The organism is Actinoallomurus oryzae (assembly GCF_039541955.1).
In the GTDB taxonomy this organism is placed as follows: Bacteria; Actinomycetota; Actinomycetes; order Streptosporangiales; family Streptosporangiaceae; genus Actinoallomurus; species Actinoallomurus oryzae.
On record NZ_BAABHF010000005.1, the window covers coordinates 18,003 to 38,109 of the forward strand.

Annotated in this window: 18 protein-coding genes and 1 tRNA gene; 16 read left to right on the top strand and 3 right to left on the bottom strand. The window is 70.5% G+C overall.

Features of this window, described 5'->3' with window-relative positions; all coding sequences use genetic code 11:
* The first annotated feature begins 7 nt into the window (after positions 1-7).
* The 10 genes from ABEA10_RS00425 (at position 8) to ABEA10_RS00470 (ending at position 10,897) form a co-directional block, all read left to right on the top strand.
* A complete protein-coding gene (locus ABEA10_RS00425) occupies positions 8-1,204 on the top strand; it encodes an extracellular solute-binding protein (RefSeq protein ID WP_345455702.1) in 1,197 nt (398 codons plus the stop codon).
* Positions 1,205-1,259: 55 nt separating this feature from the next.
* On the top strand, positions 1,260-2,330 hold the full coding sequence (locus tag ABEA10_RS00430; RefSeq protein ID WP_329241353.1) for an ABC transporter ATP-binding protein: 1,071 nt from the start codon (positions 1,260-1,262) through the stop codon (positions 2,328-2,330).
* On the top strand, positions 2,331-3,254 hold the full coding sequence (locus ABEA10_RS00435) for an ABC transporter permease (RefSeq protein ID WP_345455708.1): 924 nt from the start codon (positions 2,331-2,333) through the stop codon (positions 3,252-3,254).
* 169 nt (positions 3,255-3,423) lie between these two features.
* Entirely contained in the window at positions 3,424-4,275 is an 852-nt protein-coding gene (locus ABEA10_RS00440; protein ID WP_345455711.1) for an ABC transporter permease, read from the top strand.
* Positions 4,272-5,012: a 5-deoxy-glucuronate isomerase gene (gene iolB / locus ABEA10_RS00445; protein WP_329241347.1), complete on the top strand. Its 741-nt coding sequence runs from the start codon at positions 4,272-4,274 to the stop codon at positions 5,010-5,012. Before ABEA10_RS00440 ends, iolB begins: the two co-directional genes overlap by 4 nt.
* A 6-nt stretch (positions 5,013-5,018) precedes the next feature.
* Positions 5,019-6,230, top strand: coding sequence for a D-mannonate dehydratase ManD (gene manD / locus ABEA10_RS00450; RefSeq protein WP_345455715.1), 1,212 nt, complete (start codon positions 5,019-5,021; stop codon positions 6,228-6,230).
* Complete coding sequence (locus ABEA10_RS00455; protein ID WP_345455718.1) at positions 6,220-7,659, top strand: UxaA family hydrolase; 1,440 nt, start codon at positions 6,220-6,222, stop codon at positions 7,657-7,659. Before manD ends, ABEA10_RS00455 begins: the two co-directional genes overlap by 11 nt.
* Positions 7,660-7,671: 12 nt before the next feature.
* Positions 7,672-9,015, top strand: coding sequence for a mannitol dehydrogenase family protein (locus tag ABEA10_RS00460; protein ID WP_345455720.1), 1,344 nt, complete (start codon positions 7,672-7,674; stop codon positions 9,013-9,015).
* 18 nt (positions 9,016-9,033) lie between these two features.
* Positions 9,034-9,825, top strand: coding sequence for an SDR family oxidoreductase (locus ABEA10_RS00465; RefSeq protein WP_345455722.1), 792 nt, complete (start codon positions 9,034-9,036; stop codon positions 9,823-9,825).
* Positions 9,826-9,835: 10 nt separating this feature from the next.
* Positions 9,836-10,897 carry an NAD(P)H-dependent amine dehydrogenase family protein gene (locus ABEA10_RS00470; RefSeq protein ID WP_345455724.1) on the top strand — a complete coding sequence of 354 codons (1,062 nt, stop codon included), beginning with the start codon at positions 9,836-9,838 and terminating at the stop codon, positions 10,895-10,897.
* On the opposite strand, the gene ABEA10_RS00475 is transcribed toward ABEA10_RS00470, so the two are convergent.
* Positions 10,898-11,452: an NUDIX domain-containing protein gene (locus ABEA10_RS00475; RefSeq protein WP_345455726.1), complete on the bottom strand. Its 555-nt coding sequence runs from the start codon at positions 11,450-11,452 to the stop codon at positions 10,898-10,900.
* The gene (locus ABEA10_RS00480) at positions 11,449-12,753 is read right to left on the bottom strand and encodes a zinc-dependent metalloprotease (RefSeq protein ID WP_345455728.1); all 1,305 of its coding nucleotides are present in this window, start codon (positions 12,751-12,753) and stop codon (positions 11,449-11,451) included. The genes ABEA10_RS00475 and ABEA10_RS00480 overlap by 4 nt, the downstream gene beginning before the upstream one ends.
* Positions 12,754-13,029: 276 nt before the next feature.
* Here ABEA10_RS00480 and ABEA10_RS00485 point away from each other — a divergent pair, with 276 nt between their 5' ends.
* The 4 genes from ABEA10_RS00485 to ABEA10_RS00500 all read left to right on the top strand — a co-directional run bounded on the left by ABEA10_RS00485 (position 13,030) and on the right by ABEA10_RS00500 (position 15,992).
* Positions 13,030-14,115 (top strand): NAD-dependent epimerase/dehydratase family protein, encoded by a 1,086-nt coding sequence (locus ABEA10_RS00485; RefSeq protein WP_345455730.1) that lies wholly within the window; start codon positions 13,030-13,032, stop codon positions 14,113-14,115.
* A 134-nt stretch (positions 14,116-14,249) separates the two neighbouring features.
* Complete coding sequence (locus tag ABEA10_RS00490) at positions 14,250-14,672, top strand: molybdenum cofactor biosynthesis protein MoaE (protein WP_345455733.1); 423 nt, start codon at positions 14,250-14,252, stop codon at positions 14,670-14,672.
* A gap of 59 nt (positions 14,673-14,731) precedes the next feature.
* A complete protein-coding gene (locus ABEA10_RS00495; protein WP_345455736.1) occupies positions 14,732-14,923 on the top strand; it encodes a hypothetical protein in 192 nt (63 codons plus the stop codon).
* Between the two features lie 10 nt (positions 14,924-14,933).
* Complete coding sequence (locus ABEA10_RS00500; protein WP_345455739.1) at positions 14,934-15,992, top strand: YlbL family protein; 1,059 nt, start codon at positions 14,934-14,936, stop codon at positions 15,990-15,992.
* Between the two features lie 17 nt (positions 15,993-16,009).
* On the opposite strand, the gene ABEA10_RS00505 is transcribed toward ABEA10_RS00500, so the two are convergent.
* Positions 16,010-16,510 (bottom strand): PPA1309 family protein, encoded by a 501-nt coding sequence (locus ABEA10_RS00505; RefSeq protein ID WP_345455742.1) that lies wholly within the window; start codon positions 16,508-16,510, stop codon positions 16,010-16,012.
* A 118-nt stretch (positions 16,511-16,628) separates the two neighbouring features.
* Here ABEA10_RS00505 and ABEA10_RS00510 point away from each other — a divergent pair, with 118 nt between their 5' ends.
* Both ABEA10_RS00510 and ABEA10_RS00515 read left to right on the top strand, forming a co-directional pair.
* Positions 16,629-19,550, top strand: coding sequence for a UPF0182 family membrane protein (locus ABEA10_RS00510; RefSeq protein WP_345455745.1), 2,922 nt, complete (start codon positions 16,629-16,631; stop codon positions 19,548-19,550).
* Positions 19,551-19,605: 55 nt separating this feature from the next.
* Positions 19,606-19,679: transfer RNA gene (locus ABEA10_RS00515), tRNA-Met, on the top strand.
* Positions 19,680-20,107 lie beyond the last annotated feature (428 nt).

Sequence of the window (20,107 nt, forward strand, 5' to 3'; positions counted from 1 at the left end):
TCCCCTGATGCGTGTGAAGACGTTGTGCCTCGCGGCGGTACTCGTCCTGGCGGGTGCGTGCGGCTCGCCGAATGCGGGGGGCGGGGCCAAGGACCTCACCCCGGCCAATGTGCCGGACAACCCGAAGAACCCGGTGACCCTCAACATCATCGATGTGGCGGGCAACCTCCAGCTCACCAAGGGAATGATCGACGAGTTCGTCAAGACCCATCCGAAGGTCATCAAGAAGGTCACCTACACCAACGCCACGGCGCCCGAGCTGCCCGGCAAGATCAAGGCGCAGCAGAGCGCCGGCCAGGTTCAGATCGGCCTGGTCCTGACCGGCACCGACGCCCTGTCCGCCGGCATCGACCAGAACCTGTGGGTCAAGACCGACGACTACGCGAGCCGCCTGGGCAACGCGAACTACCTGCCTCCCGCGCAGAAGATGCAGGAGCTCGCCGAGGGCCACGGCGTGGAGGTCGTCTACTACCCCTCGGGTCCGCTGATCGAGTACAACCCCAAGACGGTGACCAAGCCGCCGGCGACCGCGGACGAGCTTCTGGCGTGGGCCAAGGCGCACCCGAAGAAGTTCCAGTACGCCCGCCCCGCCAACTCCGGCCCCGGCCGTACGTTCCTCATGGGCCTGCCCTACATCCTCGGCGACTCCAACCCGAAGGACCCCAAGGCCGGCTGGTCCAAGACCTGGGCGTACCTGCAGGAACTCACCAAGTACGTCGACTACTACCCCTCCAAGACGTCGGAGACGATGAGCAACCTGGCCAACGGCTCGGCCGACATCATCGCCACCACGACGGGCTGGGACATCAACCCGCGGGCGCTCGGCCAGGTCCCGGCCGGTGACAAGGTCGCCTACCTCAAGGGCATGCACTGGGTGACCGACGCGCAGTACGCCGTCGTGCCGCGCGGGGTCTCCGCCGACGTGCTGTCCGCCGACCTCCAGCTGATCAAGTGGATGCTCACCCCGCAGCAGCAGGCGAAGGCCTACGACGACGGCTACTTCTACCCGGGCCCGGCGGTGAACGGCGTCACCGTGAAGATGGCGCCGCAGAAGTCCCAGCAGGTCATCCAGCAGTTCGGCCGACCGGAGTACGACCAGTGGATCCCCAAGTTCCCCACCGAGACCTCGCTGCCCGCCCAGCAGCAGGTCGCCGCGTTCGACCAGTGGGACCGGACCGTCGGCAGCGGCAAGGTCAAGAAGTGAGCACCCGCCTTACGGGCGGCACCGGCCGGGCGGGCGAAGCGAACCGGAGTGCACAGTGAGTGGATCGAAGATCTCGGAGCTGCGGCTCGACCACGTGAGCCGCGGCTTCGGGGAGGTGCTCGCGCTCGACGGGCTCGACCTCACCATCGAGGGCGGGGAGTTCGTCGCACTGCTCGGCCCGAGCGGGTGCGGCAAGTCGACGGCGCTCAACTGCCTGGCCGGCCTCCTGCCGCTGACCGGCGGCTCCATCACGCTCGACGGCAAGCGGATCGACACGCTGCCGCCGGAGCAGCGCGGGTTCGGCATGGTCTTCCAGAACTACGCGCTGTTCCCGCACATGTCGGTGCGCGCCAACATCGGCTTCGGCCTGAAGATGGCCAAGGTCGGCAAGGCCGAGGCGCAGCGGCGGGTCGACGAGGCGGTGGAGCTGGTCCAGCTCGGCGACCACGCCGCCAAGTTCCCCGGCCAGCTGTCGGGCGGGCAGCAGCAGCGCGTCGCGATCGCCCGCGCGATCGTCCTGGAGCCCGCGCTGGTGCTGATGGACGAGCCACTGTCCAACCTCGACGCGAAGCTGCGCCTGGAGATGCGCACCGAGATCAGGCGCATCCACCAGACGCTCGGCCTGACCACCGTCTACGTCACGCACGACCAGGAGGAGGCGCTGTCGCTCGCCGACCGGCTCGTGCTGCTGCGTGAGGGGAAGGTCCAGCAGGTCGGCCCGCCGGAGACGGTCTACACCGAACCCGCGAACCGGTTCGTGGCCGGCTTCATGGGCTACCGGAACGAACTGGAGCTGCCGGTCTCCTCGGTGGCCGACAAGACGGTGGTGCTCGGCGAGCTGACCGGTACCCGTCGCGAGGACCTGGGCGAGACCGCGGTCGCCGCGATCCGGCCCGAGGACTTCACCGTGGGCGACGGCCCCAACGCCATGGAGGTCGACGTCGAGGTCGTGGAGTTCCAGGGCCGCGAGCAGGCGATCCAGGCGCGTACGGCCGCCGGCGACGAGCTTCACCTGCGTGTCCAGTCCCGTCTCGCCCCGGGCGACCGGGTCACGGTGTCGGTGCCGCCGGAGCGGGTGCTGGTGTTCGCGGCCGACAGCCCGGCCGCGCCCGAGGAGGTGGCCTAGGTGGCGGCCCCGGCGACCGCCGGGCGCATCGCGCTGCGGCACCGCCTGGCCGACCGGGGCGTGGACCGCACGCTGCTGCTCCTGCTGCCGGCGGTCGTGTTCATCGTGGCGCTGTTCATCTATCCGTTCGTGTACGGGCTGCAGCTGTCGTTCCAGCCGCAGCCCGGCTCGGAGACGGTGCAGCACTACGGCTCGGGGCCGTTCGCGGACTACCACGCGTTCTTCGCCGACTCGTACCTGCGGAACACCATCTGGACGACGTTGAAGCTCAGCCTGCCCGCCGGGCTGTTCAACGTCATCGCGTCGGTGCCGATCGCGTACCGGATGCGCGGGCGGTTCCGCGGCAAGCGGACGATCACCACGATCCTCGTCGTGCCGATCACCCTGGGCACCGTGCTGACCGCGGAGGGGCTGCTGGCGTTCATGGGCCCCACCGGCTGGCTCAACCGGCTGCTGATCGACGTGGGGATCGTGGACCACCCGGTGCGGTTCACGCACAACTACTGGGGCGTGCTGTTCTCGCTGATCATCTCGGGCTTCCCGTTCGCGTTCCTGCTGACGCTGTCCTACCTCAGCGGCATCGACCCGACGCTGGAGCGGGCCGCGGCGACGCTGGGCGCGGGGTGGTGGCAGCGGTTCCGGTTCATCACGCTGCCGCTGCTGGCGCCGGGGCTGGCCATCACGTTCTGCCTGACGTTCGTGCTGGCCTTCTCGGTGTTCCCCTCGGCGGTCATGGTGGGTGATCCGTCGGGGGCGACCCGGGTGATCTCGATCGCGGCGTTCCACGCGGCCTTCGAGCAGTACGACTACTCGATGGCCTCGGCGATCGCGATGATCATGGGCGCGGTCGAGCTGATCGTCGTCGGGCTGGTCCTCGGCTGGCGGGCCACTCTGTACCGCGGTGCGTCGGGAGGCAAGGGATGACCGAGCAGCGAGCCGACGAGCGAGCGGAGCGGCCGGTGAGGGACGAGCCGTCCGCGGAGCGAGTGAGGAGGCGAGCGCGACCATCGAACGAGCAGCGAGCCGACGAGCGAGCGGAGTGGCCGGTGAGGGACGAGCCGTCCGCGGAGCGAGTGAGGAGGGGTGCGCGACCATGAGCACAGCTATCACTGCGGAGCGCCGGCGGCTCGCCCTCCGGCCCGGCGCCTGGCTGGTCTGGGGCGCGGTCGTCTTCTTCCTGCTGATCCTCGCCGGTGTCGTCGGCGCGGTCGTCGTCGACTCCTTCGGCACGAGGTGGTTCAGCGGCTGGCTGCCGTCCGGGTGGACCTCGCGCTGGTACGGCACGACGTGGCGCGAGTTCGACCTCGGCAACGTGCTGGTCGTGACCCTGGAGGTCGCGCTGGCGGTGGTGGTGATCTCGCTGGTCGTCGGCGTGCCCGCCGCGTACGCGCTGGCCCGGCGGACCTTCCCCGGCAAGCGGGTGCTGATGGTGGCCTTCATGCTGCCGATCCTCATCCCGCCGATCACGTACGGCGTGCCGCTCGCGACCGTGCTCTACAAGTTCCACCTGGCCGGCAAGCTCAGCGGCGTCATCCTGGCCAACCTGGTGCCGGCCGTACCGTTCGTGATCCTCGTCATGACGCCGTTCATCGAGCAGATCGACCCGAAGATCGAGTCGGCCGCCCGGATGTGCGGCGCCCGCACCCGCGTGATCTTCACCCGCATCCTCGGACCGCTGCTGATTCCCGGCATGCTGGCCGCCGCGGTCCTCATCCTCGTCCGCACGGTGGGCATGTTCGAACTGACGTTCCTCACCGCCGGATCCGACAGCCAGACCCTGGTCGTCGCGCTGTACTACTCGGTCTCGGCGGCGGGCATCCGCGCGCAGCAGGAGATCGATGCGATGGCCGTGATCTACACCCTGTTCATGCTGGTGCTGCTCGTCGTGGCACTGCGCTTCGTCAACCCCACCCAGCTGGTCACCCAGATCAAGGAGAGAGATTGAAGACCCTGCTGACCCCGGGCAAGGAGACCGAGCTCATCGGGCTCGAGCTGGCCGACCTGGCCGACGGCGAGACCCTTGAGCTCACCCGCGACACCGAAATAGCGGCCGTCGTCCTCTCCGGCGTCGTCGACGTCGAGGGGCTCGGCACCGCGGGCGGTCGTGGCGGTGTCTTCGAGGGGGCGGGCCACACCGTCTACGCCCCGCCCGGAACGCCGCTGCGGTTCCAGGCGACCGGCGGCCCGGCCCAGATCGTGGTCTGCACGGCGCCGCTCGGCGACGGACGGCCCGGCACGGCGCGGATCATCGGCCCGGACGACCAGGACGTGGCCGAGCGGGGTGAGGGCAACTGGGCCCGTACGGTCCGCACGGTCCTCGGCCCGGACGACGACGCGGGGCGGATTCTGCTCGGCGAGACGATCAACCCGCCCGGCAACTGGTCCAGCTACCCGCCGCACAAGCACGACACCCACGAGCCGCCCCGCGAGGTGAAGCTGGAGGAGGTGTACCTGTTCAAGCTGGAGCCGGAGAACGGCTTCGGCATCCAGCTGCGCTACAACGGCGAGGGCGAGGAGGCCTTCACCGTGCGCGACGGCGACGTCGCCGCGATCCCGAACGGCTACCACCCGGTCGTCGCCGCGCCCGGCTACAAGCTCTACTACCTGTGGGTGATGGCGGGCGAGGGCCGGAAGATGATCCCGTACCTCGACCCCGAGCACGCCTGGGTCCAGACCGGCTGACACGTCATGAGAATCGTCGAGGCCAAGGTCATCGTCACCTGCCCGGACCGCAACTTCGTGACCCTGAAACTGACCACCGATGACGGGCTGACCGGGGTCGGCGACGCCACCCTGAACGGCCGGGAGCTGGCGGTCGCGTCGTACCTGAAGGATCACGTCTGCCCCCTGCTGATCGGCCGTGACGCGAGTCGGATCGAGGACACCTGGCAGTACCTCCACAAGGGGGCGTACTGGCGGCGCGGGCCGGTGACGATGACCGCGGTCGCGGCGGTCGACACCGCGCTGTGGGACATCAAGGGCAAGGCCGCCGGGATGCCGGTCTACCAGCTGATCGGCGGCCGCTCCCGCGATGCCGTCACGGTGTACGGGCACGCGAACGGCACGACCGTGCCCGAGGCCCTCGACCAGGTCGGGAGCCTGCTCGACCAGGGCTACCGCGCGGTGCGGGTCCAGGCCGGCGTGCCGGGCCTGGAGAAGGTGTACGGGGTGCCCGCGGACCGGGCGCCGTACGAGCCGGCCATCGCCGGGGACCGCCCGGAGGAGGCGACCTGGTCGACGGCCAAGTACCTGAACTTCGTGCCGGACCTGTTCGCCGCCGTGCGCGAGCGGTTCGGCCACGACTTCCACCTGCTGCACGACGCGCACCACCGGCTCACGCCGATCGAGGCCGCGCGGCTCGGCAAGGCGGTCGAGCCGTACGGGCTGTTCTGGCTGGAGGACCCGATCTCCGAGGAGTTGCAGGAGGGGTTCCGCCTGATCCGGCGGCACACGACGACGCCGATCGCGGTCGGCGAGGTCTACAACTCGATCTGGGACTGCCACCAGCTCATCACCGAGCAGCTCATCGACTACATCCGGATGGACGTCGTGCACGGCGGCGGCATCACCCACCTGCGGCGGGTCTTCGACCTGGCCGACCTGTACCACGTGCGCACCGGATCGCACGGCGCGACCGACCTGTCGCCGGTGTGCCTGGCGGCCGCGCTGCACGTCGACGTCGCGGTGCCCAACTTCGGCATCCAGGAGTACATGCCGCACACGGAGACGACGGACGCGGTCTTCCCGCACTCGTACCGGTTCGCGGACGGCCTGCTGTACCCCTCCGAGGAGCCCGGCCTCGGCGTCGACATCGATGAGGAGGCCGCCGCGGAGTATCCGTACCGGCGGGCGTACCTGCCGGTCAACCGCCTAGAGGACGGAAGCATGCATGACTGGTGACACGCTGCTGCTGCATCCCGAGGACGACGTGGCGGTGGCGCTGCGTGAGCTGCCCGGCGTGCCGCGCGGGCACAAGGTCGCCGTGCACGACCTCGCCGTCGGTGCGCCGGTCCGCAAGTACGGCCAGGCGATCGGCGTCGTGACCGCGCCGATCGCGGCGGGCGACCACGTGCACACCCACAACCTCGGCATGGGCCCGCACGACCGCGCGTACGACTTCGGCACCGAGGTGCGCCCGGTCGAGCCGGCGTCCGCGCCCGCGTCCTTCCAGGGCATCGTACGGCCGGACGGGCGGGTCGCCACGCGCAACTACATCGGCATTCTGACCTCGGTGAACTGCTCGGCCACGGTGGCCAAGCGGATCGCGAGCCGCGCGTCGGCGCTGTGCGAGGAGTACCCGAACGTCGACGGCGTCGTCGCCCTGACCCACGGCACCGGCTGCGGCATGGCCGCCGACGGCGACGGCATCCGGCTGCTGCGCCGCACCCTGAGCGGCTACGCCCGGCACCCCAACTTCGCCGCGATCCTCGTCGTCGGCCTCGGCTGCGAGGTCAACCAGCTCACCGGCTTCGACCTGCCGGAGGGCACGCCGACGATGACGATCCAGGAGCTCGGCGGCACCTCGTCCACCGTGCGCCGCGGGCTGGAGGTGATCCGCGAACTGCTGCCGGCCGCGAACGCCGTCACCCGCGAGCCGGTGCCCGCCTCCGAGCTGGTGCTCGGCCTGCAGTGCGGCGGATCCGACGGCTACTCCGGCATCACCGCCAACCCGGCCCTGGGCGCCGCCGCCGACCTGCTCATACGGCACGGCGGCACGGCGATCCTGGCCGAGACGCCCGAGGTGTACGGCGCCGAGCACCTGCTGACGCGACGCGCGGTCTCGCGGGCGGTCGGCGAGCGGCTGGTCGAGCGGATCCAGTGGTGGGAGTCCTACGCCGAGTCGATGGACAACAACCCCTCGCCCGGCAACAAGGCGGGCGGGCTCACCACGATCCTGGAGAAGTCGCTCGGCGCGGTCGCCAAGGGCGGCACGACACCGCTGACCGCGGTCTACGAGTACGCCGAGCCGGTCACCGAGCGCGGCTTCGTGTTCATGGACACTCCCGGCTACGACCCGGTGTCGGCGACCGGCCAGGTCGCGGGCGGCGCCAACCTGATCTGCTTCACGACCGGCCGCGGCTCGGTGTACGGCTGCCGGCCGGCGCCCAGCCTGAAGCTCGCCAGCAACCGCGAGACGTACCGTGCGATGGAGGAGGACATGGACGTCGACTGCGGCGCCATCCTCGACGGCGAGGTCACGGTCGCCGAGCTGGGTGAGCGGATCTTCCAGCTCGTCCTGGAGGTCGCGTCGGGGCGCCGGACGGCGAGCGAGGAGCTCGGCTTCGGCGACGAGGAGTTCGCGCCCTGGCAGCTCGGCGCGGTGATGTGAGTGGGGGAGAACATGCGGCTGTCGCTGAAGACCCGGCCCCGTGAGGTGCCGTCCTCGGTCGGCATCGTCCACCTGGGGATCGGCGCGTTCCACCGCGCCCACCAGGCGGTCTACACCGAGGACGCCGGCGACGGCTGGGGCATCTGCGGCATCACCCAGCGCAGCGCGACCGTGGCCGAACAGCTGGGGCCCCAGGACGGCCTCTACAGCGTGCTCGAACGCGGACCCGGAAAGCCGTCGGCGCGGGTCATCGGCGCCGTCCGCGAGGTGCTCACCGGCGACGCGACGGTCGCGCGCCTCGCCGACCCGGCCGTGAAGGTCATCTCGCTGACCGTGACCGAGAAGGGGTACCGGCACGACCCGGCCACCGGGCGGCTGCGCCGCGACGACCCGGAGATCAGCCTGGACCTGACCGGGCGCCCGCCGCGTACGGTGCTCGGCCGCCTGGTCCGCGGCCTCGCCGCGCGCGACGCGCCGGTGACCGTGCTGTGCTGCGACAACCTCACCGCCAACGGCGAGACCCTGCGCGCCTTGGTGGAGGAGTACTGCGAGCGGAGCGGCACCCGCATCGGCTGCGAGGTGACCTTCCCCTCCACGATGGTCGACCGGATCGTGCCCGCGACCACGCCCGAGGACCTCGACGAGGCCGAACGCCTGCTCGGCGTGCGCGACGAGGGCGTCGTGGTCACCGAGCCGTTCACCCAGTGGGTGATCGAGGACACCTTCGCCGCCGGGCGCCCCGCGTGGGACGCCGCCGGGGCGATCTTCACCGACGACGTCGCGCCGTACGAGAAGATGAAGCTGCGGCTGCTCAACGGGTCGCACTCGATGTTGGCCTACCTGGGCTCGCACCACACCTACGTCGCGGACGCGGTCGCCGAGCTCGGCGACACCGTACGCCGCTACATGGACGAGGACGCGGGGCCGACGCTCGCCGTGCCGCCCGGCTTCGACCTGGAGGCCTACAAGACCTCGCTCCTCGAACGCTTCGCCAACCCGGCGCTGCGGCACCGTACCGCGCAGATCGCCATGGACGGCTCGCAGAAGCTGCCGCAGCGGCTGCTGTCCGTCGTACGGGACCGGCTCGCGGCCGGGGCCGAGCCGCGCTGGGCGGCGCTCGCGGTCGCCGCGTGGATGCGGCACGTCAAGACGGCGCGCGAGCTGGACGACCCGATGGCCGACCTGCTGCGGATGACCGTCGCGCGAGCGGAGACCCCGGGGCAGGTGGTGGACGGGCTGCTGTCGGTCACCGACGTGTTCGGCGCGGACCTGCGCGAGTCGGAGGTCTTCCGCGACCTGCTGGTCGAGCATCTGGGCGGCCTGCTGGCGAGGCGGCCTATTGAATCGGGTTCTTGATCGACTTACGCTGCGCAGGTGATCCTGGACCGTTTCCGGCTCGACGGCCGGGCCGCGATCGTCACCGGCGCCGGGCGAGGGATCGGGGCCGCCACGGCGGTCGCCCTCGCGCAGGCGGGCGCGGACGTGGTCGTGGCCGCTCGCAGCGAAGACCAGCTCAGGCGGATCGCCGCCGACGTGGAGGCCGCCGGGCGGCGGGCCGTCGTGGTCCCGGCCGACCTGACCGACCTGGACGCCGCCGCGGCGCTGCCGCGGGCGGCGGTGGAGGCGTTCGGGCGTCTCGACATCGTGGTGAACAACGTGGGCGGCACGATCCCGCAGGCCTACCTCGACACGACGGTGGAGTACCTGGAGGAGGCGTTCCGGTTCAACGTCGGCATCGCGCACGCGGTGACCCGGGCGGCCGTCCCGCTGATGCTCGCGGACGGGGGCGAGGGCGCGGTCGTCAACATCTCCTCGGTGATGGGCCGCGTCACCGGCCGGGGCTATCTGGCGTACGGCACGACCAAGGCGGCGTTCGCGCACTACACCCGGCTCGCCGCCGACGACCTCGCCCCGCGCGTCCGCGTCAACGCCGTCGCCGCCGGGGCGGTGGCGACCTCCGCGCTGGAGATCGTCACCGGGGACGAGGGCCTGCGCCGGCAGATCGAGGACAACACTCCGCTGGGGCGCATCGGCGACCCGGAGGAGATCGCGGCGGCGGTGCTGTTCCTGGCCTCCCCGGCCGGCTCGTTCGTCACCGGGCGGGTCATCGAGGTGGACGGCGGCACCGACCGGCCGACGCTGGATCTCGGCCTGCCCGACCTGTGAGGGGCTGTACATGACACATCGCGTGGTGCTGTGGGGGACCGGCAACGTGGGGCGCAACGCCCTCATCGGCATCAACGCCCGGCCCGACCTGGAGCTGGCCGGCGTCTGGGTCTCCAACCCGGACAAGGTGGGCCGCGACGCGGGCGAACTCGCCGGCCTCGGACACCTCGGCGTGACCGCGACCGGCGACGCCGACGCGGTGCTGGCGACGCGCCCCGACTGCGTCGTGTACACCTCGATGGCCGACGTACGGCTGGACGAGGCGATGGAGGACCTGACCCGGATCCTGCGCGCCGGAGTGAACGTCGTCTCCAGCAGCCCGGTCTTCCTGCAGTTCCCCGACGAGGCGATGGGCGCGCCGATCCACCGCGCGGCGCTGGACGGCGGCGTCTCCATCTGGGTGAACGGCATCGACCCCGGCTTCGCCAACGACTGGCTGCCGCTGGCGATCACCGGCATCAGCGAGCGGATCACCCAGGTCCGCTGCATGGAGATCCTCAACTACTCCACCTACGCCCAGCCGACCGTGCTGTTCGACGTGATGGGCTTCGGCCGTCCGATGGACGAGACGCCGCTGCTGCTCTCGCCGGGCGTGCTGTCCCTGGCATGGGGGAGTGTCGTGCGCCAGCTCGCCGCCGGGCTGGAGGTCGAGCTGGACGAGGTCGAGGAGTGGCACACGCGCCTGCCCGCGCCGGAGACGTTCGAGATCGACGCGGGAACGGTGGAGAAGGGCACGGCCGCCGCCCTGCGCTTCGAACTGCGCGGCGTGCGCGCCGGCCGTCCGGTGATCGTGCTGGAGCATGTGACGCGGCTACGGGACGACCTGGCTCCGGACTGGCCGCAGCCCGCCGGGCACGGCTGTTACCGGGTGGAGGTCACCGGCGAACCGAACTACACCGTCGACCTGCGCCTGCTGGGCACGAACGGCGACCACAACACGGCGGGCCTCAAGGCGACCGCGATGCGCCTGGTCAACGCCGTGCCCGCCGTCGTCGCCGCCTCACCGGGCCTGCTCACCGCCCTGGACCTGCCGCTGGTCACCGGGCGGGGCCTGGTCGGCGGAGGCTCCTGATCAGTTCGCGTGCGCGGCGAAGAGCCTCCCGGACGCCTCGACCAGGCGGCGCAACACGTCGTCGGCGGGGTCCGGGACGGCCTCCAGCGGGAACCATCGCAGGTCGTCGGACTCCGCACTGATCTGCAGGCGGGCGTCCGGCGGGGCGACCGCGGTGTACTGCACGTCCAGGTGGTAGGACCCGCCGTGGCACCAGACGCGGTGCCGGTCGACGCGGACCGGGCCCGGCAGGAGGCGCAGGCCCTCGATGCCGGACTCCTCCGCGGCCTCCCGCAGCGCGGCCTCCGCCAGCGACATGTCGGCCCGCTCGCAGTGGCCGCCCAGCTGCAGCCACATCTTCGCCTTCGGATGCAGGGTCAGCAACACCCGCTCGCCGGTCGCGTCGAGCACCGCCGTGCTCGCGGTAAGGTGGCCCGCCACACACTCGCGCCACATCCCGTCCGCGTGCTCGGACAGATGCGCGAGGAACTCCCGTCGCAGCGTGTCCTGACCCGCATCGCCCGGGCGCCAGTCCGACAACACCCGTACCGCGTCGGCGTGCAGCCCGTCGTTCACGCGTCCTCGTCCGGCTTCTCGTCCGTGCCGCCGGACTCGTCGGTCCTGGGCTCGGTGAAGTCGGTGATGTCGATGTCGGCGCCCTTGCCCTCGACGAACGCCGTCGGGTCGTCGAGATCCTCGGCGGTCGGCATCAAATCCGGGTGCGCCCACACGGCGTCGCGGCCGTCGTTGCCCCGGGCCTCGCCGAGGGCGGCCCACAGGGCCGCGGCCTCGCGCAACCGCCGCGGCCGCAGCTCCAGGCCGACCAGCGTCGCGAACGTGCGCTCCGCCGGCCCGCCGGTGGCACGCCGCCGGCGCACCGCCTCGGCCAGGCGTACGGCGGACGGCAGCCGGTCCTTCGCCGCGGCGTTCACCACCGTGTCCACCCAGCCCTCGACCAGCGCGAGCATCGTCTCCAGCCGGGCCAGCGCCGCCTTCTGCTGCGGCGTCTCCTCCGGGGTGAGGGACAACTCGCCGCCGAGCGCCTGCTGGAGCGCCTCCGGGTTGGTCAGGTCCACCCCGGACACGGCGTCCTCGATCTTGGACAGGTCGACGGTGATGCCGCTCGCGTAGTCCTCGACCGCGCGCAGCAGGTGCGAGCGCAGCCACGGCACATGCTCGAACAGCCGCTGGTGCGCGGCCTCGCGCAGCGCGAGGTAGACGCGTACCTCGTCCTCTTCGATCTCCAGGCCCTCACCGAACGCGCGGATGCCCGAGGGCAGCAGCGCCCCGACGCCGGGAGGCGCCAGCGGCAGGCCGATGTCGCTCGATCCGACGACCTCCAGGGCCAGGGCTCCGAGCGCCTGTCCCGCCTGGCCCCCGACCATCGCGCCCGCCATCTGCTTCACCATGCCGACGAGAGGCCCGGCCACGGCCTGCATCTCATCAGGCATCGCCGAGCCCATCGACTCGACCATGCGGGCGGCCATCGGGTCGCAGATCGTCGACCACACCGGCAGGGTGTGCTCGATCCACTCGGACCGGCTCCACGCCTGCGGGGTGCGGATGCCGGCGGGGTGGGTCGTCACCTCGTTCAGCCACAGGTCGGCCAGGCGCAGCGCCTCGACGACCGCGCGGCGCTGGGCGTCGAGCACGGACGGGTCGCCCTTCTCGGCCACCTGGTGACGGGCGATGTCCTTGGCGAGGTTCCAGTTCAGCGGCCCGCCGCCGGGGGACTGGTTGGACAGCATGTCGGCGAACTGGTGCAACATCGCGGCGAAGTCCTGCATGTTGCCCGCGCCGAACGGATCCTGCTTTCCAGGGTCGTTCTCGTCTCCGGGCTCGCTCGGGCGGTTGAACCCGAAGGGGATGTCACTCACGAGAACTCCTTCACCGACCCCGCACGAAGAGTGCTGCGCTCCATGGCTCATCATGGGCCCTCCGTCGTCGGAGGGGAGACCAGGGCGCGTGCTTTTTCGTTCGCTCGCTCCGCTCATCATGGGCCCTCCTTCGTCGGAGGGAAGACCAGGGCGCGTGCTCTTTGGTTCGCTCGCTCCGCTCGCTCACGGGCTCTACCTCGTGCAGGATGAATAGGTCACAACCTTCACGTTATCCGGTCGCAGCCCGGGGGCGTGCGATAGGAGGACTCGCTCGACTTGAGTACACGACAGGTTCGCCCACGGCGTAGCGCGGGCCCCGTCGTCGCCGTCACGGGGGCGGCGGACGGCATCGGGCGCGCGCTGGTCGCCCGGCTCGCCGCTTCGGCGGACGTCAGAAAGGTCGTCGCCCTGGACGACCATCGGGGAGACGTGCCGGGAGTCACCTGGCGGGTCGTCGACATCCGTGATCCACAGCTCACCAGCCGCATCTCCGACGTCGACGTGATCGTCCACCTCGACATCGACCAGTCACCGGAGACCGATCACCGCGAGCGCCGCGCGTACAACGTCCGCGGCACGCAGACCGTGATCACCGCCGCGGCGGCGGTACGGGTCCGGCGGGTGATCCTGGTGACGAGCGCCATGGTCTACGGGGCTCAGGAGGGCAACCCCGTACCCCTGCCGGAGGACTCCCCGACGGCGGCGGAGTTCGACGACGGCATCGTCGGCGACTTCCTGGAGATCGAGGAGCTCGCGGGCATGGCGCCCGTGGCGCACCCCGGCATGACCGTCACGGTGCTGCGCCCGGCGGCGCTCGTCGGACCGGGCATCGACACGGTCGTGACCCGCCACTTCGAGGCCCCGCGCCTGCTCACCGTCAAGGGCACCGCGCAGCGCTGGCAGTTCTGCCACGTCGACGACCTGGTCACGGCCCTCGATCTCGCCGTCTCCGGTGAGGTCTCCGGCCGGTTCGCGGTCGGCTGCGAGGGCTGGCTGGAGCCGGAGGAGGTCGAGGAGATCACCGGACGACGGCGTTTCGAACTGCCCGCGGCGATCACCTTCGGCACCGCCCAGCGCCTGCACCGCATCGGGGTCACCCCGGCGCCCGCCACCGACCTGCACTACGTCGTCTACCCGTGGGTGGCCGACTGCGCCACCCTGCGCGAGGCCGGGTGGAAACCCTCGCGCGACAACGCCGAGGCGCTGAACGCTCTGCTCGAGGAGGTCGCGGGACGCCACGCGCTCGTCGGACGCAGGCTGGCGCGCAAGGAGGCGACCATGGCCACCGCGGCGGGCGCGACCGTCGCCGTCATCGGCACCGCCGCGATCGTCCGGCGGGCGCGCCGGAAACGCCGGGGATAGTTCGGCGTCCTCGCCGTTGCGGCCACGCCCGGCGGGAGGTGGTCGCACCTGCGGGCGCTTCCGCGCGTCCTGGCTCGCAGGGGCCATGACGGGCGCGGTCTGAGCGCCTGGAGTGGCGGGGTAGCGTTCGTCAGGTGAACGTGATCCGCCTTGCCGAACTCCGTGACACGCCGCTGTCCGCAGACGAGGTGCTCGCCGCCGTCGCCGACGCGAGCGCGGGCGGTACGGCGATCTTCGTCGGCACCGTACGCGACGAGGACCACCGTCGCGCGGTGTCCGGATTGGGCTACACGGCGCACCCTCAGGCCGTCGACCGGCTGCGCGTCGTGATGGAGAAGGTCGCCGCCGACTACGACGTGCGCGCCATCGCCGCCGTCCACCGGGTCGGCGACCTCGCCGTCGGTGACCTCGCGGTGGTCGTCGCCGCGGCCTGTGCGCACCGCGCCGAGGCGTTCGAGGCCTGCCGCACGCTGATCGACGATCTCAAGGCCGAGGTCCCGATCTGGAAACACCAGGCCTTTGCCGACGGTGGAGACGAATGGGTGGGAATTGGGTGATTTGTCCCCCGAGATGCTGGTTACGTAAGTTGTGACCGGTTTTCGGGAGGTGACGCCGCATGTCCGTCCTGGCGTGGTGGGTCGTCCCGGTGACCGTCGCGCTGCTCGTGGGCGCGATCATCCGCCTTTGGGCGCGTCGGCCCCGTATGCGACGCAGTTTCGAAGAGGTCGAATACTTCAAACGCTTCCTCGACGCGCTGAGACGGAACAGCGCCGAGAGGGCGCGACGGGGCGGTCGATCGACCGCGTAGGCTTCCGGGCATGTCCCGTCGTGCTGCCACCCTTATCTTCGCGAGCGTGCTCATTCTCGTACTGGGCATGGTGGGGGCCTTCATTCCCGTGCCGTACGTCGCGCTGCGTCCCGGGCCCACCACCAACACGCTCGGGCAACTCGGCAAGGTGCCGCTCATCCAGATCAGCGGCGCCAAGACCTATCCCAAGAGTGGGCACCTCAACTTCGTGACCGTGGCGTACCAGGGCGGGCCGGGCAACCGCATCGACCTGTTCACCGCCCTGCGCGGCTGGGTCGACCCCGACGTGGCGATCGTGCCGGAAGAGGCGATCTTCCCCAAGAACGTCCCGACCAAGAAGGTCGAGCAGGAGAACACCGCGGAGATGGCCGACTCCCAGGAGTCCGCCACCGCGGCCGCCCTGCACGAGCTGAACATGCCGATGACCACCACGGTCGTCGTCGACTCGGTGCAGCAGGGCCTGCCCGCGACGGGCAAGCTGCGGCCCGGCGACCAGATCGTCGCCGTCGACGGCACGCAGATCAAGCAGGTGCCCCAGGTCAGCACGGTGATCGGCAAGCACAAGCCGGGGCAGACGGTGAAGTTCACCATCCGGCGCGCGGGCAAGGACTCCTCCGTCGACGTGGGCACGGTCGCCTCGCCGGACAAGAGCACCCCCGGCAAGCCCGTCGTCGGCGTGGTGCTGCGCGAGAAGTTCCAGTTCCCCGTCCAGGTGAAGATCAGCGTCGGTGACGTCGGCGGGCCGAGCGCCGGCCTGATGTTCTCGCTGGGGATCTACGACAAGCTGAGCCCGCAGGATCTCACCGGCGGGAAGTTCATCGCCGGCACGGGCACGATCACCCCGGAGGGCCAGGTGGGCCCGATCGGCGGCATCCAGCAGAAGATGGTCGCCGCGCGCCACGCCGGCGCCACGGTCTTCCTCACGCCCACGCAGAACTGCTCCGACGCCGTGGCCTCCGCGCCCAAGGGGCTCCGGCTCGTACGGGTCGACACCATGCACGGGGCGCTGCAGGCGCTGAGCGCGCTGCGCACCGGGCAGGGGTCCGTGCCCGCCTGCCCGTCGAAGTGATCAGCCGAGCGTCGTGATCAGCTGAGCGTCGCGGCCAGCGCTTCGGCGAGGGCCGGGACGAGCTCGGGGCCCGACATCACCTGATCGTCGCTGTCGTGGCCGCGCAGCCGCATCGCCGAGTGCCGGGAGCCGTCGCGCAGCACGCCCACGACGAGGCGTACGTCCTCCCGGCCCGGGTGCCGGGCCGCCCAGCCGCTCGGGTCCTCGTCGGGCATGTCGTCCTCCGCGCCGTCGGGCAGCAGGATGCGCTCGACCGCGAGGGCACAGCCGGTGACGCCGCCCGGCCATTCGATGCCGGCGAGGACGTCGTCGATCGGCTTGTCGACGGGCAGGGCGGGCTGTTCGAGCGCGGCCAGCCGTCCGGCGACGTCCGGAACGCCGAGCCGCCGGGCGAGATCGGGTTCGTTCTCATGGAGCTCGGGGGCTTCGACCAGCGCGTAGAGACGCGGCGCGGCATCCCAGCCGGCGCCCGCGACATGGCGTTCGAGCTCGACCACAAGGTCTTCCAAAGGGCTCACCAGTCCATTTTTTCACCGTCCGCACGGGGGTTTTCGCCGGAGGTGGCCCGTCGTGTACGGGAACCCGGGGATGCCTCGGTAAGTTGCCTTCACAGACACCCGGCGAAGGGGGACGGTCGTGAGCTTCCGGAGCCCAGGTTTCAGCGGCCGCGTCAACGTGAGGCGATCACGGCTCCTGCTGCCCGTGATCATCACTCTGGTGATCCTTGTCGCGGCCTTCCTCGCCTTCACCGCGATCTGGACCGACGTGCTGTGGTACCGCTCGGTCGGATTCTCCTCGGTCTACACCAAGCAGATCACCACCCGGGTCCTGCTGTTCTTCGCCGGCGGCCTGATCATGGTCGTGCTGCTCGGCGCCAACGTCGTGACGGCCTACCGGCTCCGGCCCGCGTACCGGCCGTCGTCCGCCGAACAGCAGGGCCTCGACCGCTACCGCAGCGTCGTGGACCCCCACCGGCGGATCATCCTCATCACGATCCTCGCCCTGATCGGCCTGCTCACCGCGTCGGCCGCCGCCGGTCAGTGGCGCACCTGGCTGGCGTTCCTCAACCGCCAGCCGTTCGGCATCAAGGACCCGCAGTTCCACAAGGACATCTCGTTCTTCGTGTTCACCTATCCGCTGCTGCGGATCGTGCTCGACTACCTGTTCACCGCGGTGATCCTGACGTTCATCGCCTCGCTGATCGTGCACTACCTGTACGGCGGCGTGCGGGTGCAGGGCGAGGGGCCGCGGGTCAGCACGGCCGCCCGCGTGCACCTGTCGGTGCTGTTCGGCGTGTTCGTGCTGCTCAAGGCCGTGGCGTACTGGTTCGACCGGTGGGGCCTGGCCCACTCCGAACGCGGCGTGGTCACCGGCCCGTCCTACACCGACGTCAACGTGGTGCTGCCCGCCAAGACCATCCTCGCCGTGATCGCGCTGATCTGCGCGCTGATGTTCTTCGCCACCTTCATCCGCCGGGGCGCCATGCTGCCGGGTATGGCCTTCGGCCTGCTGGTGCTGTCGGCCATCCTCATCGGCGGTGTGTTCCCGCTGCTGATCCAGACCTTCCACGTCAAGCCGAGCGAGGCCGACAAGGAGTCCAAGTACATCGGGCGCAACATCACCGCCACCCGCACGGCGTACCACGTCAACGACACCAGGGTCACCGACTTCACCCCGAGCGCCAAGCTCTCCCCGGAGCAGGCGAAGAAGGAGACCTCGACCCTGCCCAACGTGCGCCTGCTCGACCCGGCCGTGGTCTCGCCGACGTACCAGCAGCTCCAGCAGATCAAGGGCTTCTACAAGTTCCCCAACCCGCTCGACATCGACCGGTATCCCGACCCCACCGGGGGCAACGCGCTGCGCGACACCATCGTCGCCGTCCGCGAGGTGGACGGCCCGCCCGCCGGACAGCGCAACTGGATCAACAGTCACCTCGTCTACACACACGGCTACGGGTTCGTGGCGGCCCCCGGCAACCAGGTCGACGCCCAGGGCGCCCCCGCCTTCACCGAGAAGGACATCCCGCCGACGGGCACGCTCGGCGTCACCCGTCCGCAGGTGTACTTCGGCGAGCGCTCCCCGTCGTACTCCGTCGTCGGCGGCGGCGACCGCGAGCTCGACTACCCCGACGACAAGAGCCCCACCGGCCAGCACAACAGCTCCTACGCCGGCAAGGGCGGTGTATCGATCGGATCGCTGTTCAACCGGACGCTCTACGCGCTCCGCTTCAAGGAGAAGAACCTCCTGCTGTCCGGCGCGATCAACTCCCACTCACGGATCCTGTACGACCGTTCCCCGCGTGACCGGGTGCAGAAGGCCGCGCCGTGGCTCAAGGTGGACGGAAACCCCTACCCCGCCGTCGTCGACGGCAAGATCGAGTGGATCGTCGACGGCTACACCACGACGGGCGACTATCCCTACTCCGAACGCACCAGCTTCGCCGACGCCACGAGAGACACCAACACCGACAGCAAGACGCGCGTGTCCGTCGCCGCGCAGGCCGGCGACCGCATCAACTACATCCGCAACTCCGTGAAGGCGACGGTCGACGCCTACGACGGCACCGTCACCCTGTACGCCTGGGATCCGTCCGACCCGATCCTCAAGACGTGGATGAAGGCGTTCCCGGGCACCGTCAAGCCCCGCACGGCCATCTCTCCCGCCCTGATGGCGCACCTGCGCTACCCCGAGGACCTGTTCAAGGTGCAGCGCCAGATCCTCGCCAGCTACCACGTCCAGAACCCGCAGGCGTACTACAGCGGACAGGACTTCTGGGCGGTCCCGAACGACCCCACCGGCGAGGGCGCCCTCGAGCCGCCGTACTACCTGAGCGTCAAGATGCCCGACCAGACCACCCCGGGCTTCGCCCTGACCTCGACGTTCGTGCCCCGCGGCAAGGCCACCAATCTCACCGCCTTCATGGCCGTCGACAGCGTGCCGACGAGCGGGACGTACGGTCAGATCCGTATCCTCCAGGTGCCGCGCAGCCAGGTGACCCCTGGACCCGAGCAGGTCCAGAACACCTTCGAGAACAATCCGACCGTGTCCCAGCAGCTCACGCTGCTGCGCGGGCCCGGATCGAGGACGGTGAGCGGCAATCTCCTGACACTGCCGTTCGGTGGAGGCTTCTTGTACGTCGAACCCGTCTATCTCCAGGCCAACAAGGGGGCCGGCTCCTACCCGCTGCTGAAACGGGTGATCGTCTCGTACGGGAACGACATCGGCTTCGGCGCGACTCTTGAGGACGCCCTCGACCAGGTCCTCAAGGGCGGAGGCGTCACGACACCGACCGGCCCGCCACTGCAGTCGTCGGAGGACGTGCGCGCGGCCATCGACGCGGCGAACAAGGCCTACAGCGACGCGCAGAACGCCCTCGCGAAGGGAGACTGGGCGGCGTACGGGGAGGCACAGAAGCAGCTCAAGGCCGCCCTGGACCAGCTCGCCAAACTCCGCCGCCAGAGCAAGCCGACGGCGTCGGCCAGCCCGTCGCCGCCCGCGTCGAGCGGCTCACCGACCCCGCCTGTCACTCCCACCCCGACACACACGCCCGGCGGGTAGCGGTATCGATTTGCATAAGGGGGCGGGGTACCCATAAAGTAGAGACACAACGCGACGCGGGGTGGAGCAGTTCGGTAGCTCGCTGGGCTCATAACCCAGAGGTCGTAGGTTCAAATCCTACCCCCGCTACGAGCTGGGGCCCGGCCTGGTCGCAACCCTTCTGGGGTTGCTTCCCGGTCGGGCTCTTCGCATTTCTTTCGGGGGGCGACCCCCCGAACCCCCCGGTGTGGGGGTGCCCCCCCACGCCCCCGGCTTTGGCCCTTCGGGCCTTGCCTCTCCCGCTTCGGCCCTTCGGGCCTCGTTTCCTTCCTTGCGTCTGTGGGGTCTGTGGGGGCTCTGGGGTTGATTTGACCAAGGTTCGGGGGGGACGTAATGTTCTCTCTGCCCCAAGGGGACGGGATGCCTCGTGGTTCCTGGACCTGGTGGGGGATTCGCATCTAGTCGGTGAGTCCGGGCGTGAGCTCTTGGGCTAGCGGGTAAAGTGTGGGTCTCTCCGGTGAACGGGATGCAGGACGCCTATGGTGGCCGGCCCGGGTGGGGTTCCTTCGACGTAGTGA

Excerpts from the sequence above, each read along its gene's own strand:
- ABEA10_RS00495 (WP_345455736.1), top strand. The coding sequence starts at position 14,732 with ATGTCCGTCCTGGCGTGGTGGGTCGTCCCGGTGACCGTCGCGCTGCTC.
- ABEA10_RS00470 (WP_345455724.1), top strand. The coding sequence starts at position 9,836 with ATGACACATCGCGTGGTGCTGTGGGGGACCGGCAACGTGGGGCGCAAC.
- ABEA10_RS00425 (WP_345455702.1), top strand. The coding sequence starts at position 8 with ATGCGTGTGAAGACGTTGTGCCTCGCGGCGGTACTCGTCCTGGCGGGT.
- ABEA10_RS00455 (WP_345455718.1), top strand. The coding sequence starts at position 6,220 with ATGACTGGTGACACGCTGCTGCTGCATCCCGAGGACGACGTGGCGGTG.
- ABEA10_RS00440 (WP_345455711.1), top strand. The coding sequence starts at position 3,424 with ATGAGCACAGCTATCACTGCGGAGCGCCGGCGGCTCGCCCTCCGGCCC.
- ABEA10_RS00500 (WP_345455739.1), top strand. The coding sequence starts at position 14,934 with ATGTCCCGTCGTGCTGCCACCCTTATCTTCGCGAGCGTGCTCATTCTC.
- ABEA10_RS00460 (WP_345455720.1), top strand. The coding sequence starts at position 7,672 with ATGCGGCTGTCGCTGAAGACCCGGCCCCGTGAGGTGCCGTCCTCGGTC.
- manD (WP_345455715.1), top strand. The coding sequence starts at position 5,019 with ATGAGAATCGTCGAGGCCAAGGTCATCGTCACCTGCCCGGACCGCAAC.